Source organism: Novipirellula herctigrandis (assembly GCA_007859835.1).
GTDB lineage: Bacteria > Planctomycetota > Planctomycetia > Pirellulales > Pirellulaceae > Novipirellula_A > Novipirellula_A herctigrandis.
On record SJPJ01000001.1, the window covers coordinates 304,110 to 319,534 of the forward strand.

A 15,425-nucleotide genomic window follows, 5' to 3' on the forward strand; every position below is an offset into this window, starting at 1 on the left:
TTGTGGTTAGGAATTTGCGGGAAACTGCGGTTTTCAATTCTCAACAATAGAATGAGTTCCTCGGGCCTTACTTTCGCTCAATGGCAAGGTCGTCCAGGTAGGCTTCCACTTGCGCGCCGTTGTAGCTGTGAATCCAAACTTGCAGAAAGGCTGTCTCCTTTGGCGTCTGGAAAGGGAAGGCGAATGAATCCCATTGATTCGTTGATCCGCCAACGGTGCCAATGCTGGGGAGATTTCCGGACTGCGTGGCGATATTCAGCATTTTGCGTTCTTTGTCTAGGAACCGCACATAGAGGCCAATGCCGTCTCCGGATACGCCCAATACTTTGCCACGAAGTTCGTATTCACCAAGCTCATCAATAGCGACGGGAGCAGAAAGGATATTTGACCCTCGCTCGTTACTCGCATCGGCAATGCTAAGCGAGTCGCTTCCTCGAAAGGACCGTTTTTGGGATATCGTCCCCATGCCGTCCTCGGGGATCGTCCAACACCAATCCTGGTGAGTGAAGTCACCATTGCGAAGGATCACGCCATTGTTACTCTGGCTGAGCGGTACACAAGTAACGGTCATCGTCGCCTTTGTAACGGGCCGCTTGAACCGTATGGCGATCCGCTTGGGCAACGAATGAGTGTGGACATCTTCGCTTATTTCCTCACCCACGACTTCAAACTCAGCCGAAGCTTTTAGTCTCACTTGCACGGCTTCGTCCAATTCGTAAATTGACAGTGTGTCGCCATCCTGTGTCCAACGGCCGAGCGTCACGAGTGCGGTTTCGAATGTTTGCGGACTGCTAAATTCCACTTCATCTTTAACCTGCAATGTGCCTTCTTTGGAACGCCAATAGATAAACGTGCGTTTGAGTGATTTAAGGTCTGGTACTGCATAAGCCGCCTTCAAGTCGATTTCCAACTCATCCTTTTCGTCGCTGAACTCCGTTCGAAGGATCTTTGCTGCGGCATTTCGTCCCGTTTTCTGTAACTGGCCTGCAACGCGCGGTACGGAGTGACCATAGGAATTAAGCACCTTGCTGTCGTAACGCTTGCCGCTGAAGGTGCGAGCCGTATAAACCTCGCCGCCGGGATCGACTAACACCGGTTGGTCTCCGACGACGAACACGTAGCTGCCTACGTCGTTGTGATTGTGATGCTCTGCGTTGTGGCCTCCCTTGAGTGCGACCGCAGCGCGACATTTGCTATTTTGCGCGGGCCTTGCAATATATATCTCAGCATCCTTAAAGTAATCGCGAATCGACAAAGCCGAGGACTGCGCCGGAGCAACTCGGTTGGCTGCATTAGGAAAAACATACACTCCGGCGCTGACCAACGAGCCACGCAGGCCTGCGGAGTGCCCCAACCCGTGTTGTTCTACATCCGACATCCCCATCTGATAGACGCGGCTCAGGTAGGCCATCAAACTCGACCCGGGATGGGCTTTGACCGAGCAGTCTGCGAATGCGGGATAGACTCCGCCACCAATTTCGATTCGTTGGCCAAAGGTTGCAATGTTCCTGACATTCGGCAACCTCAACCAATCGATTTCGCCATCGGTTGCCTGACGAAGCGTTTCGGATAAATAGACGAAATGACCGAAACCATAATTCCAATAGCCCATGCCCTCGGAGCAATATCCATCAGGCGTAAATCCGCTTAAGAAATACGGTATTGATTTTTCGGCAGCAGCCACGAAGAACGCTCTTTCTTTAGGGTCTTCGATCACGGCCAATGCCGCCCCAACCGTTCCGGCCAAACAAACGGCGTTCCAATTGTTTGTGCCTGTAACCCACCACATTTTTGGCTCACCGGTTTTGACGTATCGCATAAAGGGGACGAACGTGCGTCGGTTCAGTTCGTTACGGATCAATTGGCGAATCTCTGGATTCAATTGGTCGCCGAGCCAGTAATAGGTTGTGGCTAGTTCCCATGAAAGCCCGGCAACGGCCAAATCAATGTTAACTTCATTACCGCGAAAGTTTTTCAATTCGCGGTCATGGGCGGGCAAGACCCAAGTTTTCTCCGAACAAATATCTCGAATCGATTGCTCGAGCGCTTCTAGAAAGCGTCCGCGGTTCTCTAAACATTCCGCCATCGTAAATTTGGAAAGTCGCGAGTGACGCAAACTTAACACGCGCTGGCAACGTGTGCGATTTCCTGTCTTCGAAAAATCCAGATATATCTCATCCGTCAATTCGGGCATCGGAGTGTCAAGTAATGTCTCGGCCGATTGAATTGCCTCGTTCGCATCGGATGTTTCCCGGAGCGATTGCCAAGCATCGCGGTCGCGAATGGGACGGCCCAGGCCGATCGGTGCTTTGGGTAGCATTTCGGCAATTTGCGATAGACGCTGAGTGTCGGGAGTAACGGGCGTCCTCGTTTCTGCTTTGATCGCAGATTGCGAAAACGCTGTTCCAATAAGTAGAAAGCAGGGCACGATGACGAGGCGAGATATCCTGAGCATGATCAACTTTTTTTGGGAGGGAGTGTTGCTTGCGAGCGGCGGGATTGAATAGTCTAGAATGACTCCTAAGCGTTTGATCTGCAAGCTCTGAAAAAAACGATGGGGGCAGCTTCAATACGTCTGACGAGGGATCCCAATCAAGCAGCGGAAATTCGCACCATTAAAAAATAGTTGGATTTCCTGCCTGGACTCGTGGCGTCGGTCACTAACCTCGAACCAAGACTAAACAGGGCATCTAGACAGGGCATAGAGAAAGCGTCGCTCGATGGTCGCAAAGCGAGAAGATGAGCGGATTGACGTTGGTTTGGATGGCATCGAATGGAGCAATGCGATGAAAGCGAAGCAACGTGCCATCGATTTGGGCGATTGGCGGACGCCCGTTACTAGCGATATCCGTAGACACTCGTTAGTTTCTGTCCATCCAGGCATCGATTTTTTTGATGCGATGCATTTTCCACTCGATCCGATCCGGCGAGTAAATTTTTTTCACAACGTTTCATAGTTACTAGCCGTTTTGTTAAGAGGACTTTCCCCTTGTCCCAACAATCTCATCGACGAACGCGATCAGACCACGCTAGTGAGGTGGCTGAGGATTATGTTGAGGCGATTGCGGATGCAATTGTCCGACTCGGGGTCTGTCGAGCAACGGATCTGGTCAACCATTTTGAGGTAACGCATGCAACGGTTAGCAACACGGTTAGACGACTTAAACGCGACGGCTTGGTCTTAACCGAGCCGTATCGACCGATTGAATTGACTGCGAAAGGGCGAAAATTGGCTGCCAAGTCGCGGAAGCGGCACGAAATCGTTGAGTCGTTCTTGCGTCGGTTGGGGGTCAGTAAAGAAGCGGCGGTCATCGATAGCGAAGGGATCGAGCACCACGTCAGTAAAGAAACGCTCGATGCGATGGCACGTGTGCTCAAAGACGGCTGGCCCGAGGCTTAAGTAGCCCGATTGACAGTTGTTTAGCATAGACTAAGCTATCACAAAGATTTAGCCGAGGCTAAGTTCTCGTTGACGAGCGTTCGTCGGTTATGGCATAGAATTACCCATGTTGAACCCTTTATTCGTTCTCGTTTCTGTGGCAATTGTGATTGCGACAATCAGCATCCTCGTGTGGTGGAACATTGGGGATATCTCACGGTTCATTCGAGCATTGCGCCAAAACGAACGGATGATTGTTGAAGACGCGCTAAAGCATCTCTACGACTGTGAATATCACCGGTCGCATGGAACCGTCCAGAGTTTGGCTGGCGTTTTGGAGATGAGTAACTCGCGCGTCGTCGAGTTGACTGCTCGTCTTGAAGCGATGGGGCTTTTGAGGTGTGAGGAAGCGAGTTTACGTCTGACCGATGAAGGGCGCAAGGCAGCGCTTCGGATGATCCGCATCCACCGCTTGTGGGAAACCTATCTTGCGGATCGCACCGGTTTCTCTGAAGCTCAATGGCACAACGAGGCGGATCGACGTGAGCATCACACGTCCCCTGACGATGTCGAACAGATGGTGCGAGTGACCGGAAACCCGCGGTTTGATCCTCATGGTGATCCGATTCCGACTCCTGAAGGGGAAGTGCCTGAGCAACGAGGCGCGCCGTTGTCGGACCAATCCGTCGGTTCGGCTCACACGATTGTGCATGTGGAGGACGAGCCCGAGGCGATTTACGCCCAACTTCGCGCCGAGGGAATTCGCGTCAATCAATCGGTCAGCGTGATCGAGAAATCACCCGAACACATTTGTTTGGAAATCGATGGGCAACAACACCGAATGGCGCCGGTCGTCGCAGCCAACGTCTGGGTTGTGCCTCGATCAACCGATGTACCGATTAGACCAGTTGATCGCTTGTCGTCATTGCAAGTTGGCGAATCGCGAAAGGTCCTAGGAATCTCACCTCGATGCCAAGGGATACAGCGGAGGCGATTTTTGGACCTTGGCCTAGTGCCTGGAACTGAAGTAACTTCGGTGATGAAGAGCCCAGCGGGCGACCCAACAGGATATCGCATTCGCGGAGCGCTGATTGCACTGCGACGCGAACAGGCGGAAATGATACATGTGGAACTGACAACGAGCAACCTTGGAAATAGTAGCGGAAACCGAAACGGCCGTATGTCACCATGAAGATTCTTCCGAACGCGTGCGACAATTGCTCCTCTCGGGCTGATTCAAAGCCCGTGATGATTGATCAGATCAAGCGTGCCAATGCAGACTTTGTCATCGCGCTTGGTGGTAACCCGAACACAGGCAAGAGTACGGTGTTCAATGCGTTGACGGGACTTCGCCAACACACCGGCAATTGGCCCGGCAAAACTGTCTCACGCGCCGAAGGCAGTTTGAACTACGCAGGTGCTTGTTACCATTTGGTTGATCTGCCAGGCACCTATTCGCTGTTCGCAACCAGCTACGACGAAGAGATTGCCCGTGACTTTTTGTTGTTCGGACAGCCTGACGTTACGTTGGTGGTTGTCGATGCGACCCGACTCGATCGCAACTTGAATCTCGTTCTACAAATTCTGGAGATCACTGATCGAGTGGTTATCTGCTTGAATTTGATGGACGAGGCGAAACGTCACGGCATGACCATCGACCACGATCGATTGTCCGATCTGTTGGGCGTACCAGTCGTTCCTACAAGTGCGCGCTTTGACCAAGGGCTGGATAAACTTCTTGAAACGGTGCACGCAGTTGCCACGGATTCGATTCCATGCAAACCCATTCGGATGGAAAGTTGGTCGAGCCAACTACGTGATCCGATCGAGAAAATATCGGAACAGATCAATCGCGTTTACGGCGATTTGGCGAATACCCAATGGCTGGCGCTGCGATTGCTTGATGGTGACGAGCGCGTTGCACAGGCGATGCTCAGTGGGGAATTGCATGCCATCGCCACACCCCAAAGTGAAAATGTTGCCGAGCAAATTGAGCCACATGCAGATCGACAACAATCCGAAGCGATACGTTCGGGGAGTGATGAGATTCTTAGCCTGGCGTCGACCTTACGTTGGCAACTCGGTGCGGGTTTTCACGATGCGTTAGTGGAAAGCGTTTTTGCCAAGGCAGGCAGTATCGCTGACGCTACGGTAACTCATGCCAGTGGACCGGAAGGCCCTGCGTTCGATCGAAAATTGGATCGACTTTTGACCAATCGGTGGACCGGATTTCCCGTGATGATCCTGCTGCTGGCCGTGGTGCTGTGGTTAACGATCGCCGGTGCGAATGTTCCGTCGGCCATGCTTTCGTCGTTGTTAATCGATACGTTTCATCCGATGTTGAAATCGGCAGCCGCCGCGGTTCATCTTCCCGCGTGGTTGTCAGGGGTCATGATTGATGGCGTTTATTTGGCGACAGCTTGGGTCGTGAGCGTGATGTTGCCGCCGATGGCAATATTTTTCCCGCTATTTACGTTGCTCGAGGATTTCGGCTACCTGCCGCGAGTCGCGTTTAACTTGGACCATTTGTTCAAACGGGCCGGTGGGCATGGCAAGCAAGCCCTGACGATGTGCATGGGGTTGGGCTGCAACGCTGCGGGGGTCGTGGCGACGCGGATCATTGAAAGCCCTCGTGAACGGCTGATTGCAATCATCAGCAACAATTTTGCTCTTTGCAACGGACGTTGGCCTACACAGATTTTGTTGGCGACGATCTTCTTCGGCGCCCTTGTGCCACCCTATCTAGCTGGGTTTATTTCTGCGGCCGCCGTGTTGTTGGTAGCGTTGCTTGGGGTCCTGTTAACGTTCGTGGTCTCATGGGGGCTGTCGCGAACGGTGCTTCGAGGCGAGCCGTCGATTTTCCACCTTGAGCTTCCTCCCTACCGCCCGCCACGGTTCCTTCAAACGTTGTATACGTCGATGATTGACCGTACGTTGTTCGTACTTTGGCGAGCGGTTGTGTTTGCAGCGCCAGCGGGCGCCGTGATTTGGCTAACTGCGAACCTGACGATAGGCGACGCATCTTTGGCGGAACATCTGGTGCGAATGTTGGACCCTGTCGGAGTGCTGATTGGTCTCAATGGAGTCATCCTGCTTGCCTATATCATTGCGATTCCGGCAAACGAGATCGTGATTCCAACAATCCTGATGTTGACGGTACTGATCTTCGGGCTCAATGGCCACGGCCGAGAGGCGGGAGTCATGTTTGAGCTTGAGTCACAAACGTTGACGAAGAATATTCTTATGTCAGGCGGTTGGACGGTGTTAACCGCGGTCAATGTGATGTTGTTTAGCCTCATACACAACCCTTGTTCGACAACGATTTATACCATCTGGAAAGAAACCCATAGTGTAAAGTGGACGACGATTGCGACACTGTTGCCCTTAGCAATGGGGTTAGCGCTGTGTTTTGCCGTCACCCAGGTGTGGAGATTCTTTTCTTAGTTTGGCGTTGGGCATACCCATTTGTGGGTCTCCAATTTCAACGCGTCGCTGCGAGAACAGACAGGCGTCGTTAATGAGTGTGCAGTGGCAAACATGATGAAGAAATCAGTGGTGCGAGATTTTAACCGATACTGCGCAGGCGAGCTCTACTCGCTATACCGGGATGTTTACTCAACGTCAGAGGGAATGAGTGGAACGCTCGAAGATAAGTACCGCGATCGGGTGAGTTTTGAGGAGGATATTACCATCCTGCAAAGCCTGCCCGGAGGAATCGCACTTGCTGCGGGAACCGCTCAAAAACCGGACGCCTATTTAACGATCAGACCTCGGACGCAGTCCAGGTTACGACATACTGCCGATCTCAATATGGGTGTCGCACAATCAGCTCGTGGGAAAGGTTTCGGAGAGCAGCTTCTCCGAGCCGGACTCAAGCGAGCGACTACATCGCAGGAACTTGAGATCGTCTACCTGATGGTTCGTACCGACAATGAACCGGCGATCCGACTTTACCAGAAGATGGAATTCGAGACACTAACGATCTTGAGTCGCGATATCAAAACGACCGATGCTTATTACGACGGGATCCTGATGCGAAAGTTTGTCGACTGACAGGTTGCAGTTGAGATTGCAGTTGCATTGACGACTCCTCAAATTCACAATCAATGGATTGGCATTAATCGGTATGGACGCGAAATTCGAACGGTCCATAACCGCCTTCGTGTTGCCCGACCGCGTAGCCGTTAAGCCAAACCTTGGCGATTGCGTTGACCGCATCAAACTGTAGTTGGACGGTCCGGTCTTTCCATTGTTCGGGCGTTTTGAATCGAGTGCCGTAGAATGCTACTCCTTCATAATCCTGTTCAATCTCTTCCCAGCAGCTCGGTACATCGATCGACCGCAGGCCATCCAGTTTTGAAAAAACCGCTTCGGTGTGTCAATTGGCCTCTCGGCCTACATTGTCATGATCATTAGCAATCTCTCACAATCCGTCGAGAACCTGCATCTGGCGAACCTCGGCGAATGCAGACGGTGACAAGCAGACGATGGACGCTGCAAGGAGCCGTGACAGGCGTCTAGAGAGATCGATCATTGTTAAGTTCTACTTTTTCGGTACAGGATCAAATTCGGCTCGGTAAGTATTGTATTCCGGCCAAGTAAGCACTCCGTCCTTGTCCGTGTCGGCGGCCGGATGTTTCGCGAAGTACTTGTCCTTCCACGCTTCCCCGCTGAGTGTTGAATCGGGTTTCTTTGCGACAGGCTTTTTAGGTTGAAAGGCAGGTTGCGGTGGTGTGGCCGACCCTTCGGCGGGAACACGCATCATCAGTTCGCTTCGGAATGTCAGCAGTGTTTCGGCGTGGACATCATTGGCGGCCAAGTTCGTCCATTCGTGCGGGTCGTCCTTCGTAAAGTAAAGCTCTTCCTTGCCATTCTCGTATCGGATGTAACGCCAATCTCTCGACCGTAGCGAATAGCTTTCGCGGGATGGGTCGTACTTCATTCGCCAAACGTATAACGCCGTTAACGCAGAGCGTGGTCCGGACCATTCGCCATTCTCGGGGTCCTCAAGCAGCGGTTTCAAACTATAGCCGTCAAGCGAATGACCCTTTCCGCTCTTTTTGGTTTCACCCGAAAGTCCGCACAAGTCAATGAGCGTCGGATAGATATCGATTAGAGAAACCGGTTGCGACGACACTCCTTTAGTTCTTGCCACACCGGAAGCACGAATGATCAGTGGGACACGAGTGCTTTCCTGCCACAACGAGTTCTTGTATAGATAGTCCTTCTCGCCCATGCCCCAACCGTGATCGCTGGTTAGGATGATAATCGTGTTGTCCCTTAAAGACGAGTTGTCAACGGCATCGAGAATTCGACCGATTTGTTCGTCCACCGATGCAACGCTGGCGAGATACGCTTGGATAAAATGTCGAAGGGCATCGTCCTGCGACGGGTACGACTGGACCAAAGTGTGGAATAAACGCGTTCCCATGTCTTCGCTACGATCCCCATCCGCACCCTCCGGAATACCTCGAACCGTTTTGGCGTAAGTATCCATGACATCTCCCGGACGGATCACCGGAAGCTCGATCGAATCAAGTGGAAACATGTCAAAGAATCGCTGTGGCACGATCAACGGTGTGTGAGGGCGAATGAATCCGACACCCATGAAAAACGGCTGCCGCCCCGGTTTATCGGCGCGGGCGAGCAATTCCGTGGTGGCCCATTGTCCATTCAATTCGTCGGCCGTCGCATCACGATCATTCGGGGAATCGACTCGTAACTGGCGATTGTTTGCCCAATTGCCTGTTAGCCAACTCACCGGTTTTCCATCAGCCGTTTTCCGCCCCGTTAGATTCACCAACGGTCCAAACGATCCGTCGATCGTTCCGATGTCACGATAGGGTGCGGGCACGTCGGGATGGGCTATCTTGTTCTCGCCATCGAATGCAAACGGCCCGTAGTCCGCCGGGTTGCCGTACTGCTTCCATTCTTGGCGAACCATATGGTGCATCAATTTGCCAGTGCCTAGTGTCTGGTACCCCTCGGCCCGAAAGTGATCCATGATCGTTCGCGAATTCTTAAGGACTTCGTACTGGTCCCATTTCGTAAAGCCAAAACAACCTGAATTGTGGGGATAGACACCCGTGAACAGACTCGCGCGGGACGGTCCACAGATTGGGATATTGCAATGAGCCTGCGTGAAAGTGACGCCGCTGCGAGCAAGCCGAGCAATGTTTGGCGTCTTTGCTTGAGGATGTCCGCCGAAGCCTTCGACATAATCATTCAAGTCATCACAGATGATCAGAATGACATTGGGTCGCTGGTCGGCAGCGTCTAGATTGCCGATCCCCAGCAGCGAAAAACAAAGGCAAAATAGGTAGCGAGTTCTTGCTGGCATCGAGATCCTCAAAATGGGGGAAGTGGCGCAGCGTGCGACCAGTTGGAAGGAATTCACCAGGAGCCATTTTCCATGGAGTATCTTATTATGCTTTTCGTTTTTAAAGGCTTCGGCTCGGTGCTGTACTAACCATCGTGGCTTGGATTGTCACGACGTTGCCAAAGACCGCCATCGGCAACGATTCTTAAACCCCGCACGGATACATCACCTAAATTTTTCGTCGCTAAGTTGTTTCCCAACCGTTTTGCTCATCCGTCGGCAAGCATGCATCAAAGATCCAATACGACTCTATGGAATGGATACGCTTGTCGTTGATGTTGCGTTTGGGGTCTCGCCGTCATTCGTGAGCATATCGAGTCGTGGATTGTCTTTGAGTTGAGCCTCAAGTGCATCGAATGTACGAATCAACTTTTGGTAGTCTTCGTCCTCTACCGTTTTATAAACGGCCTGCCCACACTTCCCGGAACCACCGGCCTCCTCCGGTAACGGAGCCATGAAGATGGGATTGCGCTCCGGATGATCCAATCGCAAAGCGAATTGACTGGGATAGGTGAAGACTTGGTCGTTCGAATCTTGGGTGTGGCACTCAATGCAGCGTCGCTTAGCTATATCAGCAAAGGTCTGGGCAAACTCCGAGGGAAGCTGTTGGCGGCATCCGCGATTTCCCCGGTAGTTTGAGTCACTGCCTTCATAGTACGGCACGTTTAGATCCATCCACAAATATAGCCTCAGCTTTTCGGCATCGGACAACGCAATGCGCGGCTTGCCGTCGTCGTCGCGATGCCCGCTTTGAACGACGTTAGCAAGTAAGGAATTCTTGGCACCCCATTGTCCCGGCTTGATATTCAGAATGTTGGCTTCTTGCCCGTTGTAGGTTGGGATCCAACTCACATACTTTGGTTTGAACTCGCGCGAGGTCGCGCCTTGCACAAAGTTCTCCGCAGGCGTGCCCCTGCGAACTAGGTTTTCGTAGGAAATGTTGAAGAAGTCTGTTTTGTCGCCGGTCAGTTCTAGACCTGCGGCCGGGTTGTCGTGGCCATGGCATTCCTCGCAATGGGCATCGAGGATCGGTTGGACTTCGCGAACATAGTTGAAGCCCTTCACGCCCCACGCAGGTTTCTCGAGTTGTTCTACACCACGCGTCAGCGCCAATGCACGCGATGTCATTTCGTTGGCAACGTAATTCCGGTCTGCATGGCATCCAATGCACCCTTGCCGTTCGCCAGGCATCAGATGGGTAAAAGTCCGCATGCGTTGAACCGTCATTCCGTTTTCATCCAACGGCAGGAAATAGATCGGTCGTCGAGCGGGCACCTTAAAAAAAGCGGAGCCGTCCTCTTCCACCGTTGCAAACCCCCAAACCTTTTTGGGTGCATACGTTGCTCCTGCACTGACCACCGGGAATTGGAATCCAAACGCGCGGCGACCGGGATCGATCCCCAACGGCTTTTCCACCTCTTGGACAATCGCCAGCTTTTTGATGGAACCTCGCTCGATGCTATCGGGCAAACCGTTGTAGACATCAACCATGTTAATCTCAGCCCACTCGAACTCTTTTTCCTCGCTGCCGTCGCTTGGCAAGGTGGAAGCGACGAGCTGTTCCTTTTGGCGTGTCCGCACCGGTTGCGGTGAATAGAAGCCGAGTCCGTTTGCATCACCTTTTAACAGCGGCTGTATTTGCGTTCCCTCGTAGTCGCGCAGTTCGATCGAACCGTCTTTTGAAACCAGGTAGTGCGTGCTGTCGAGCGGGAAGGGATTCACGTAGGGCCCACGGATATGATTGCCCGCTCCCTTGTCGACTTGCCCAATTCCAACTTCCGGTGTCAGATTGCGGATCGCTTGCTGTGCGTTACCACCTTTTTCAGGATCAATAATACCGATTGCTCCATGGCAGTGGCGGTTATGCGCTGTCATCACGCAAAGGATCTTTCCGCTCGATCCGGGGATTTCGCGAGCGTCCATAAAGGTCGCCGGCGACAAAATACGGTTGCCAAACAGCCCCATAAGCTTGGTGCCGTCCGGGTTAATCGTCCAAAGGCTCTGGATCGGAATGGCGGGACGGTCAACATATTCCCAGCGACTGTAAAGGATACGCCCATCGTCCATTACCGAAGGAGTGAAATCGTTCAGATAGTTGGCGCTTAACCGCACAGGCCTAGTGCCGTCCGCTTTGCATTTGAACAAAATCGGCGTGGTCGTTTTCCAACAATAGGCGAACGCCGGCTTGCGGTCTGACAAGAAGACGATTTCATTATTCGGGAGCCAGCTTGCATTGAAATTATTAGAAGCATGATCCGTAATCTGGTTTAGCTCGGAGCCATCAATGTTTATGGTGAAAAGCTGGAACGTTCCAGACATTTCCCGCTTCCAACTAAAGAGAACCGTCCGGCCGTCGTAATGCAGATTGGCGTCGAGAATCAAGCCTTCATCGCTAGCCAAGATTTCCCTTAGTTCCTTTTTCTCCAAATCGAAAATGAACAGTCCACCGCCGGGTTTATTGTCTTCTTCATGATAGGTGTAGACATGCGAGCTTCTGACCATATTCCGTTGCACCAACAGAACTTGCTCAAATCCGAAAGCATGTCCTGCGAACAACGCGGCTATGCCGACCCAAATCCATCGTGTTGGTAATATCATCATGATACTTTGTTTCATTATTGTTCAAACTGTAACGTCGACTCATACCACCAAGGCGGGTGCTCGCTCGGGGGATCGACTTTAAAATCGCCACAGCAGCTACTTAACTTAGAGCAGCTACTTAACTTAAGGTTGCCACTTTGCTGTTCCCAACTCACTTAGCCCTTCATTTTTAATCACATTCATATTAACCGGTTCGAGTCGTGATTGCTGCGTTAACGAATCGGTCGCAGTAGCAATTTCGCCGAATACTCCTTCTTTGCGCTGTGACTTCTCCCGCCAAAATTGAATTAGCCGGCATGCCGCGCATGAGGCCCTGCCTTGGTGGGGATTAATCGTACTGCCATGTCGCGTCGTTCATGCGTATAAGATCACATCGTTTAAGTCGATCTAACCCAACTTGATCGTTTCGCCATCGACGCCATTGTTCTCGATTCGCAAACATCGCTTCTTGCGCGTTTTCAATACGAGTTATTTTTTTCGGTTCTCAGTTCGTGGTATTCCGCGGCGTCTTCCGCGGTGAATGCGGGAGTATTAATTGGATAGTCGTTGACGCTGTTATCCAAAACAACCTTCAACCGCACCGATCGGCCTTTCTGGAGGAACACTTTCCGCGCTATGTGTCCCTGTTGTGACGTCGTCACTTCCGTATCTGCTTCGATGCTCTTTATGCCTTGACGCAGATACAGCGTCACCCATTGGTCTTTTAGAGAAGAGATCGTTGCGGTGACTTCCTTCTCATTTAGATCCCAGTTCAACGAATCGACGGTAGCTTGCGTGCGACAACGGATTCCCTTGATCGAGCCAATGGGGATTTTTGATGACCACGCTGGCAGTAGCTCAATCACGCTCGGATTGGAATAGACCAACGCTTCGGATATCACTCCCGGCAGCCCGCACAACACATCCGTGTTCGGGCACCAACCCGGATTGTGTCTTGTTACAAGATTGGGCTGGATGTAGTCGTATCGCATCAGCGTATAGATGTTTTGATAAAACAATGACGGGTATTTGGTCCGTGCCGCACACAACGCACGAATGGCAAAGCAGTGTCCGGAATGGTCCTGCGGTAGACGCAATTCTAGGGCGATTCGCATCGCGTTGACTAGCTTCGGATGTTCTTCCCATGTCAATTCGTGCGCGGGCCAGATCGGATAGCTGTGCGACATGTGGCGGTGGTTATATCCATCCTGATACGATGGGTATGCCCACTCCTTGAAAGCTCCCCGATCATTGACCAAGTAGGGAGGGAACTTCGTCAGCATGCCCTTGAGATGCTTTACACGATCGGGTTCGATTCCAAGGTCTTGGTAAGCCTCGATCAAATTGCGGATCGCCTGTTTTGCAGCTGCAATGTTCTGTACCGCATTGATCGAGTGACCCGGAAGTTGCTCTGGGGAATAGGATGGAACGAACAGGTAGTTTCCGTCCTCGTCAAACTCCGTCAGAAAGTCTTCATGGAAAAGTACCACCTTTTCCATCAATGGAAGTGCATGCTTCTTTAGGAATTCCATGTCGCCTGTCACGAGGTAGTATTCGTACAACGGGTATATCAGCCAAGCCGCGCCGGCGGTCCAGCAGTGCCCGGGCCACTTCCCGAAATGGGTGTGGTAGTTCTCACGACCTGCGGTGCGGGCGCCTGATATGATTCCGCGGCATCCGTAGATGTTCTTGGCGTTGATTTCCCACGTTGGGGAAATTTCCTCAATCAAGCTTAAGTAGGCGTTGAGTGCTTCTGGCAACGCACAAATGTTTGCACCAGCGATTTGCTGGTTCACATTTGTGTCGAGCGTAAAGTCTCCGGACCATGCGGGTTTGTGCGAGCCATTCCAAATTCCAGTCAACGGAGGTGGATAGCCACCGCTCGACGATAGCAGTGCATAGCGTCCCATGTTAAACATCTTCTGAAGAAACGCAGGAACGATCTGGGCCGATTCCGATTGTTTTTTTATTAGCTCTTCCGAAGAAAGAAAACGATCTTCGGATTGATCTAGATTGAGAGTCATTCGCTCCATCGCAGAACGGTGCAGCTTCACGTGCCGCTCGAGAAGCAGACCATAGTCCGCAGCAAGCTGTGATAAGCTCGCCTGGATTACGGGGATCTGTGACGTATCAAAATCGTCCAAGTCCATAATCCGTGTGAGCAAGAGCACGCGAGTTGCACCCGAACAACGAACATGATTCGCATTTTGTTCGACCGTTCCCGATTCACAAACCACGCGTGTGGTGCCTTCGTAGCCTCTGGGGGTCTTGTTGTATTTACATCGAGCGGTCATCCACTGTTCGGAAAGATCCACGGTGATGCGCGCCTTGTCATCGGAAAGACCGTGCCATTGATCGATTAGGCTCAAATCGACACTGATTGGCAATCCATCGGGCGATTCGAACAATTGCACGATGACATTGTCTTTGCGAGAGACAAAGGTTTTGCTAAGCCAGCATCCCTCAGCGGTCCGATACCGGACTACCGCTTCTCCGGTCATGAAATCAACCGTACGGAGGTAGTCTCGTACGTCACCGACGTTATTGCGTTCGACCGTCATCGTATAAGCCGGATGATAGGACGGCGTATTGATGATTTGCGGGTGGCCATTTTCGGCCATCACCTTCCGCCAATACGCAAGAGCCTGGGTTGTCTTTCCTTGTTTGATCATTTGCCGAACATCAGGCAATGCCCCTGAAATCACGGGAGGCAAAGGACGCTCATGCATGATTGGCCGAAACAGTCGTTCATGGTTGAAGATCACTTTGTCATCGTATGGTTGGCCCAAAACGGTCGCACCCATGACGCCGTTGCCTGTCACCAAGCCACTCTCCCAACGTGACGCCGGCTCGGTACTGCACATGCCCGGCAGACTCATCACCGCAGAACGCTGCGCTAAAGGGATTGGATCGATATCGATGGCTCGAATAGTCACGCACAGCAAAAACGGTGCGATTACGGCAAAAATTGCCCAATGAGTTTTCATGGTCTTTCTCAGAAACGAAGGTTGCAATCAGCCTAAGATTCAAGTTTCAAATACAGGAACCTTCCCTCGGCCGATGCACTAATTTATGCAGTACGGGATG

The 15,425-nt window shown here is 52.0% G+C and carries 10 protein-coding genes; 4 read left to right on the forward strand and 6 right to left on the reverse strand.

Annotated features, from left to right (window positions below):
* Window positions 1–67: 67 nt before the first annotated feature.
* On the reverse strand, window positions 68–2,455 hold the full coding sequence (locus tag CA13_RS01095) for a heparinase II/III domain-containing protein (protein WP_146394000.1): 2,388 nt from the start codon (window positions 2,453–2,455) through the stop codon (window positions 68–70).
* 235 nt (window positions 2,456–2,690) lie between these two features.
* Window positions 2,691–2,858, reverse strand: a complete 168-nt coding sequence (locus tag CA13_RS34490) for a hypothetical protein (RefSeq protein WP_419193796.1) — start codon at window positions 2,856–2,858, stop codon at window positions 2,691–2,693.
* Window positions 2,859–2,989: 131 nt separating this feature from the next.
* Here CA13_RS34490 and mntR point away from each other — a divergent pair, with 131 nt between their 5' ends.
* From mntR to CA13_RS01115, 4 genes are all read left to right on the forward strand, one after another.
* Complete coding sequence (gene mntR / locus CA13_RS01100) at window positions 2,990–3,400, forward strand: manganese-binding transcriptional regulator MntR (RefSeq protein ID WP_146394002.1); 411 nt, start codon at window positions 2,990–2,992, stop codon at window positions 3,398–3,400.
* Window positions 3,401–3,506: 106 nt separating this feature from the next.
* The gene (locus CA13_RS01105) at window positions 3,507–4,571 is read left to right on the forward strand and encodes a metal-dependent transcriptional regulator (protein ID WP_146394004.1); all 1,065 of its coding nucleotides are present in this window, start codon (window positions 3,507–3,509) and stop codon (window positions 4,569–4,571) included.
* A 56-nt stretch (window positions 4,572–4,627) separates the two neighbouring features.
* Window positions 4,628–6,823, forward strand: a complete 2,196-nt coding sequence (gene feoB, locus CA13_RS01110; RefSeq protein WP_419193797.1) for a ferrous iron transport protein B — start codon at window positions 4,628–4,630, stop codon at window positions 6,821–6,823.
* 93 nt (window positions 6,824–6,916) lie between these two features.
* Complete coding sequence (locus CA13_RS01115) at window positions 6,917–7,432, forward strand: GNAT family N-acetyltransferase (protein ID WP_146394008.1); 516 nt, start codon at window positions 6,917–6,919, stop codon at window positions 7,430–7,432.
* A gap of 64 nt (window positions 7,433–7,496) precedes the next feature.
* On the opposite strand, the gene CA13_RS01120 is transcribed toward CA13_RS01115, so the two are convergent.
* From CA13_RS01120 to CA13_RS01135, 4 genes are all read right to left on the reverse strand, one after another.
* Complete coding sequence (locus CA13_RS01120; protein ID WP_146403283.1) at window positions 7,497–7,733, reverse strand: sugar-binding domain-containing protein; 237 nt, start codon at window positions 7,731–7,733, stop codon at window positions 7,497–7,499.
* A 189-nt stretch (window positions 7,734–7,922) separates the two neighbouring features.
* Window positions 7,923–9,719 carry a sulfatase gene (locus CA13_RS01125; RefSeq protein WP_146394010.1) on the reverse strand — a complete coding sequence of 599 codons (1,797 nt, stop codon included), beginning with the start codon at window positions 9,717–9,719 and terminating at the stop codon, window positions 7,923–7,925.
* Between the two features lie 288 nt (window positions 9,720–10,007).
* A complete protein-coding gene (locus tag CA13_RS01130; protein WP_146394012.1) occupies window positions 10,008–12,359 on the reverse strand; it encodes an HzsA-related protein in 2,352 nt (783 codons plus the stop codon).
* A 458-nt stretch (window positions 12,360–12,817) separates the two neighbouring features.
* Window positions 12,818–15,325: a glycosyl hydrolase family 95 catalytic domain-containing protein gene (locus tag CA13_RS01135; protein WP_146394015.1), complete on the reverse strand. Its 2,508-nt coding sequence runs from the start codon at window positions 15,323–15,325 to the stop codon at window positions 12,818–12,820.
* Between the last annotated feature and the right edge of the window lie 100 nt (window positions 15,326–15,425).

What these genes read in the sequence shown, in the direction of transcription:
- CA13_RS01095 (WP_146394000.1), bottom strand. Translation starts at nt 2,455, where the DNA reads ATGCTCAGGATATCTCGCCTCGTCATCGTGCCCTGCTTTCTACTTATT.
- CA13_RS01105 (WP_146394004.1), top strand. Translation starts at nt 3,507, where the DNA reads ATGTTGAACCCTTTATTCGTTCTCGTTTCTGTGGCAATTGTGATTGCG.
- feoB (WP_419193797.1), top strand. Translation starts at nt 4,628, where the DNA reads ATGATTGATCAGATCAAGCGTGCCAATGCAGACTTTGTCATCGCGCTT.
- CA13_RS01115 (WP_146394008.1), top strand. Translation starts at nt 6,917, where the DNA reads ATGATGAAGAAATCAGTGGTGCGAGATTTTAACCGATACTGCGCAGGC.
- CA13_RS01125 (WP_146394010.1), bottom strand. Translation starts at nt 9,719, where the DNA reads ATGCCAGCAAGAACTCGCTACCTATTTTGCCTTTGTTTTTCGCTGCTG.
- CA13_RS01130 (WP_146394012.1), bottom strand. Translation starts at nt 12,359, where the DNA reads ATGATGATATTACCAACACGATGGATTTGGGTCGGCATAGCCGCGTTG.
- CA13_RS01135 (WP_146394015.1), bottom strand. Translation starts at nt 15,325, where the DNA reads ATGAAAACTCATTGGGCAATTTTTGCCGTAATCGCACCGTTTTTGCTG.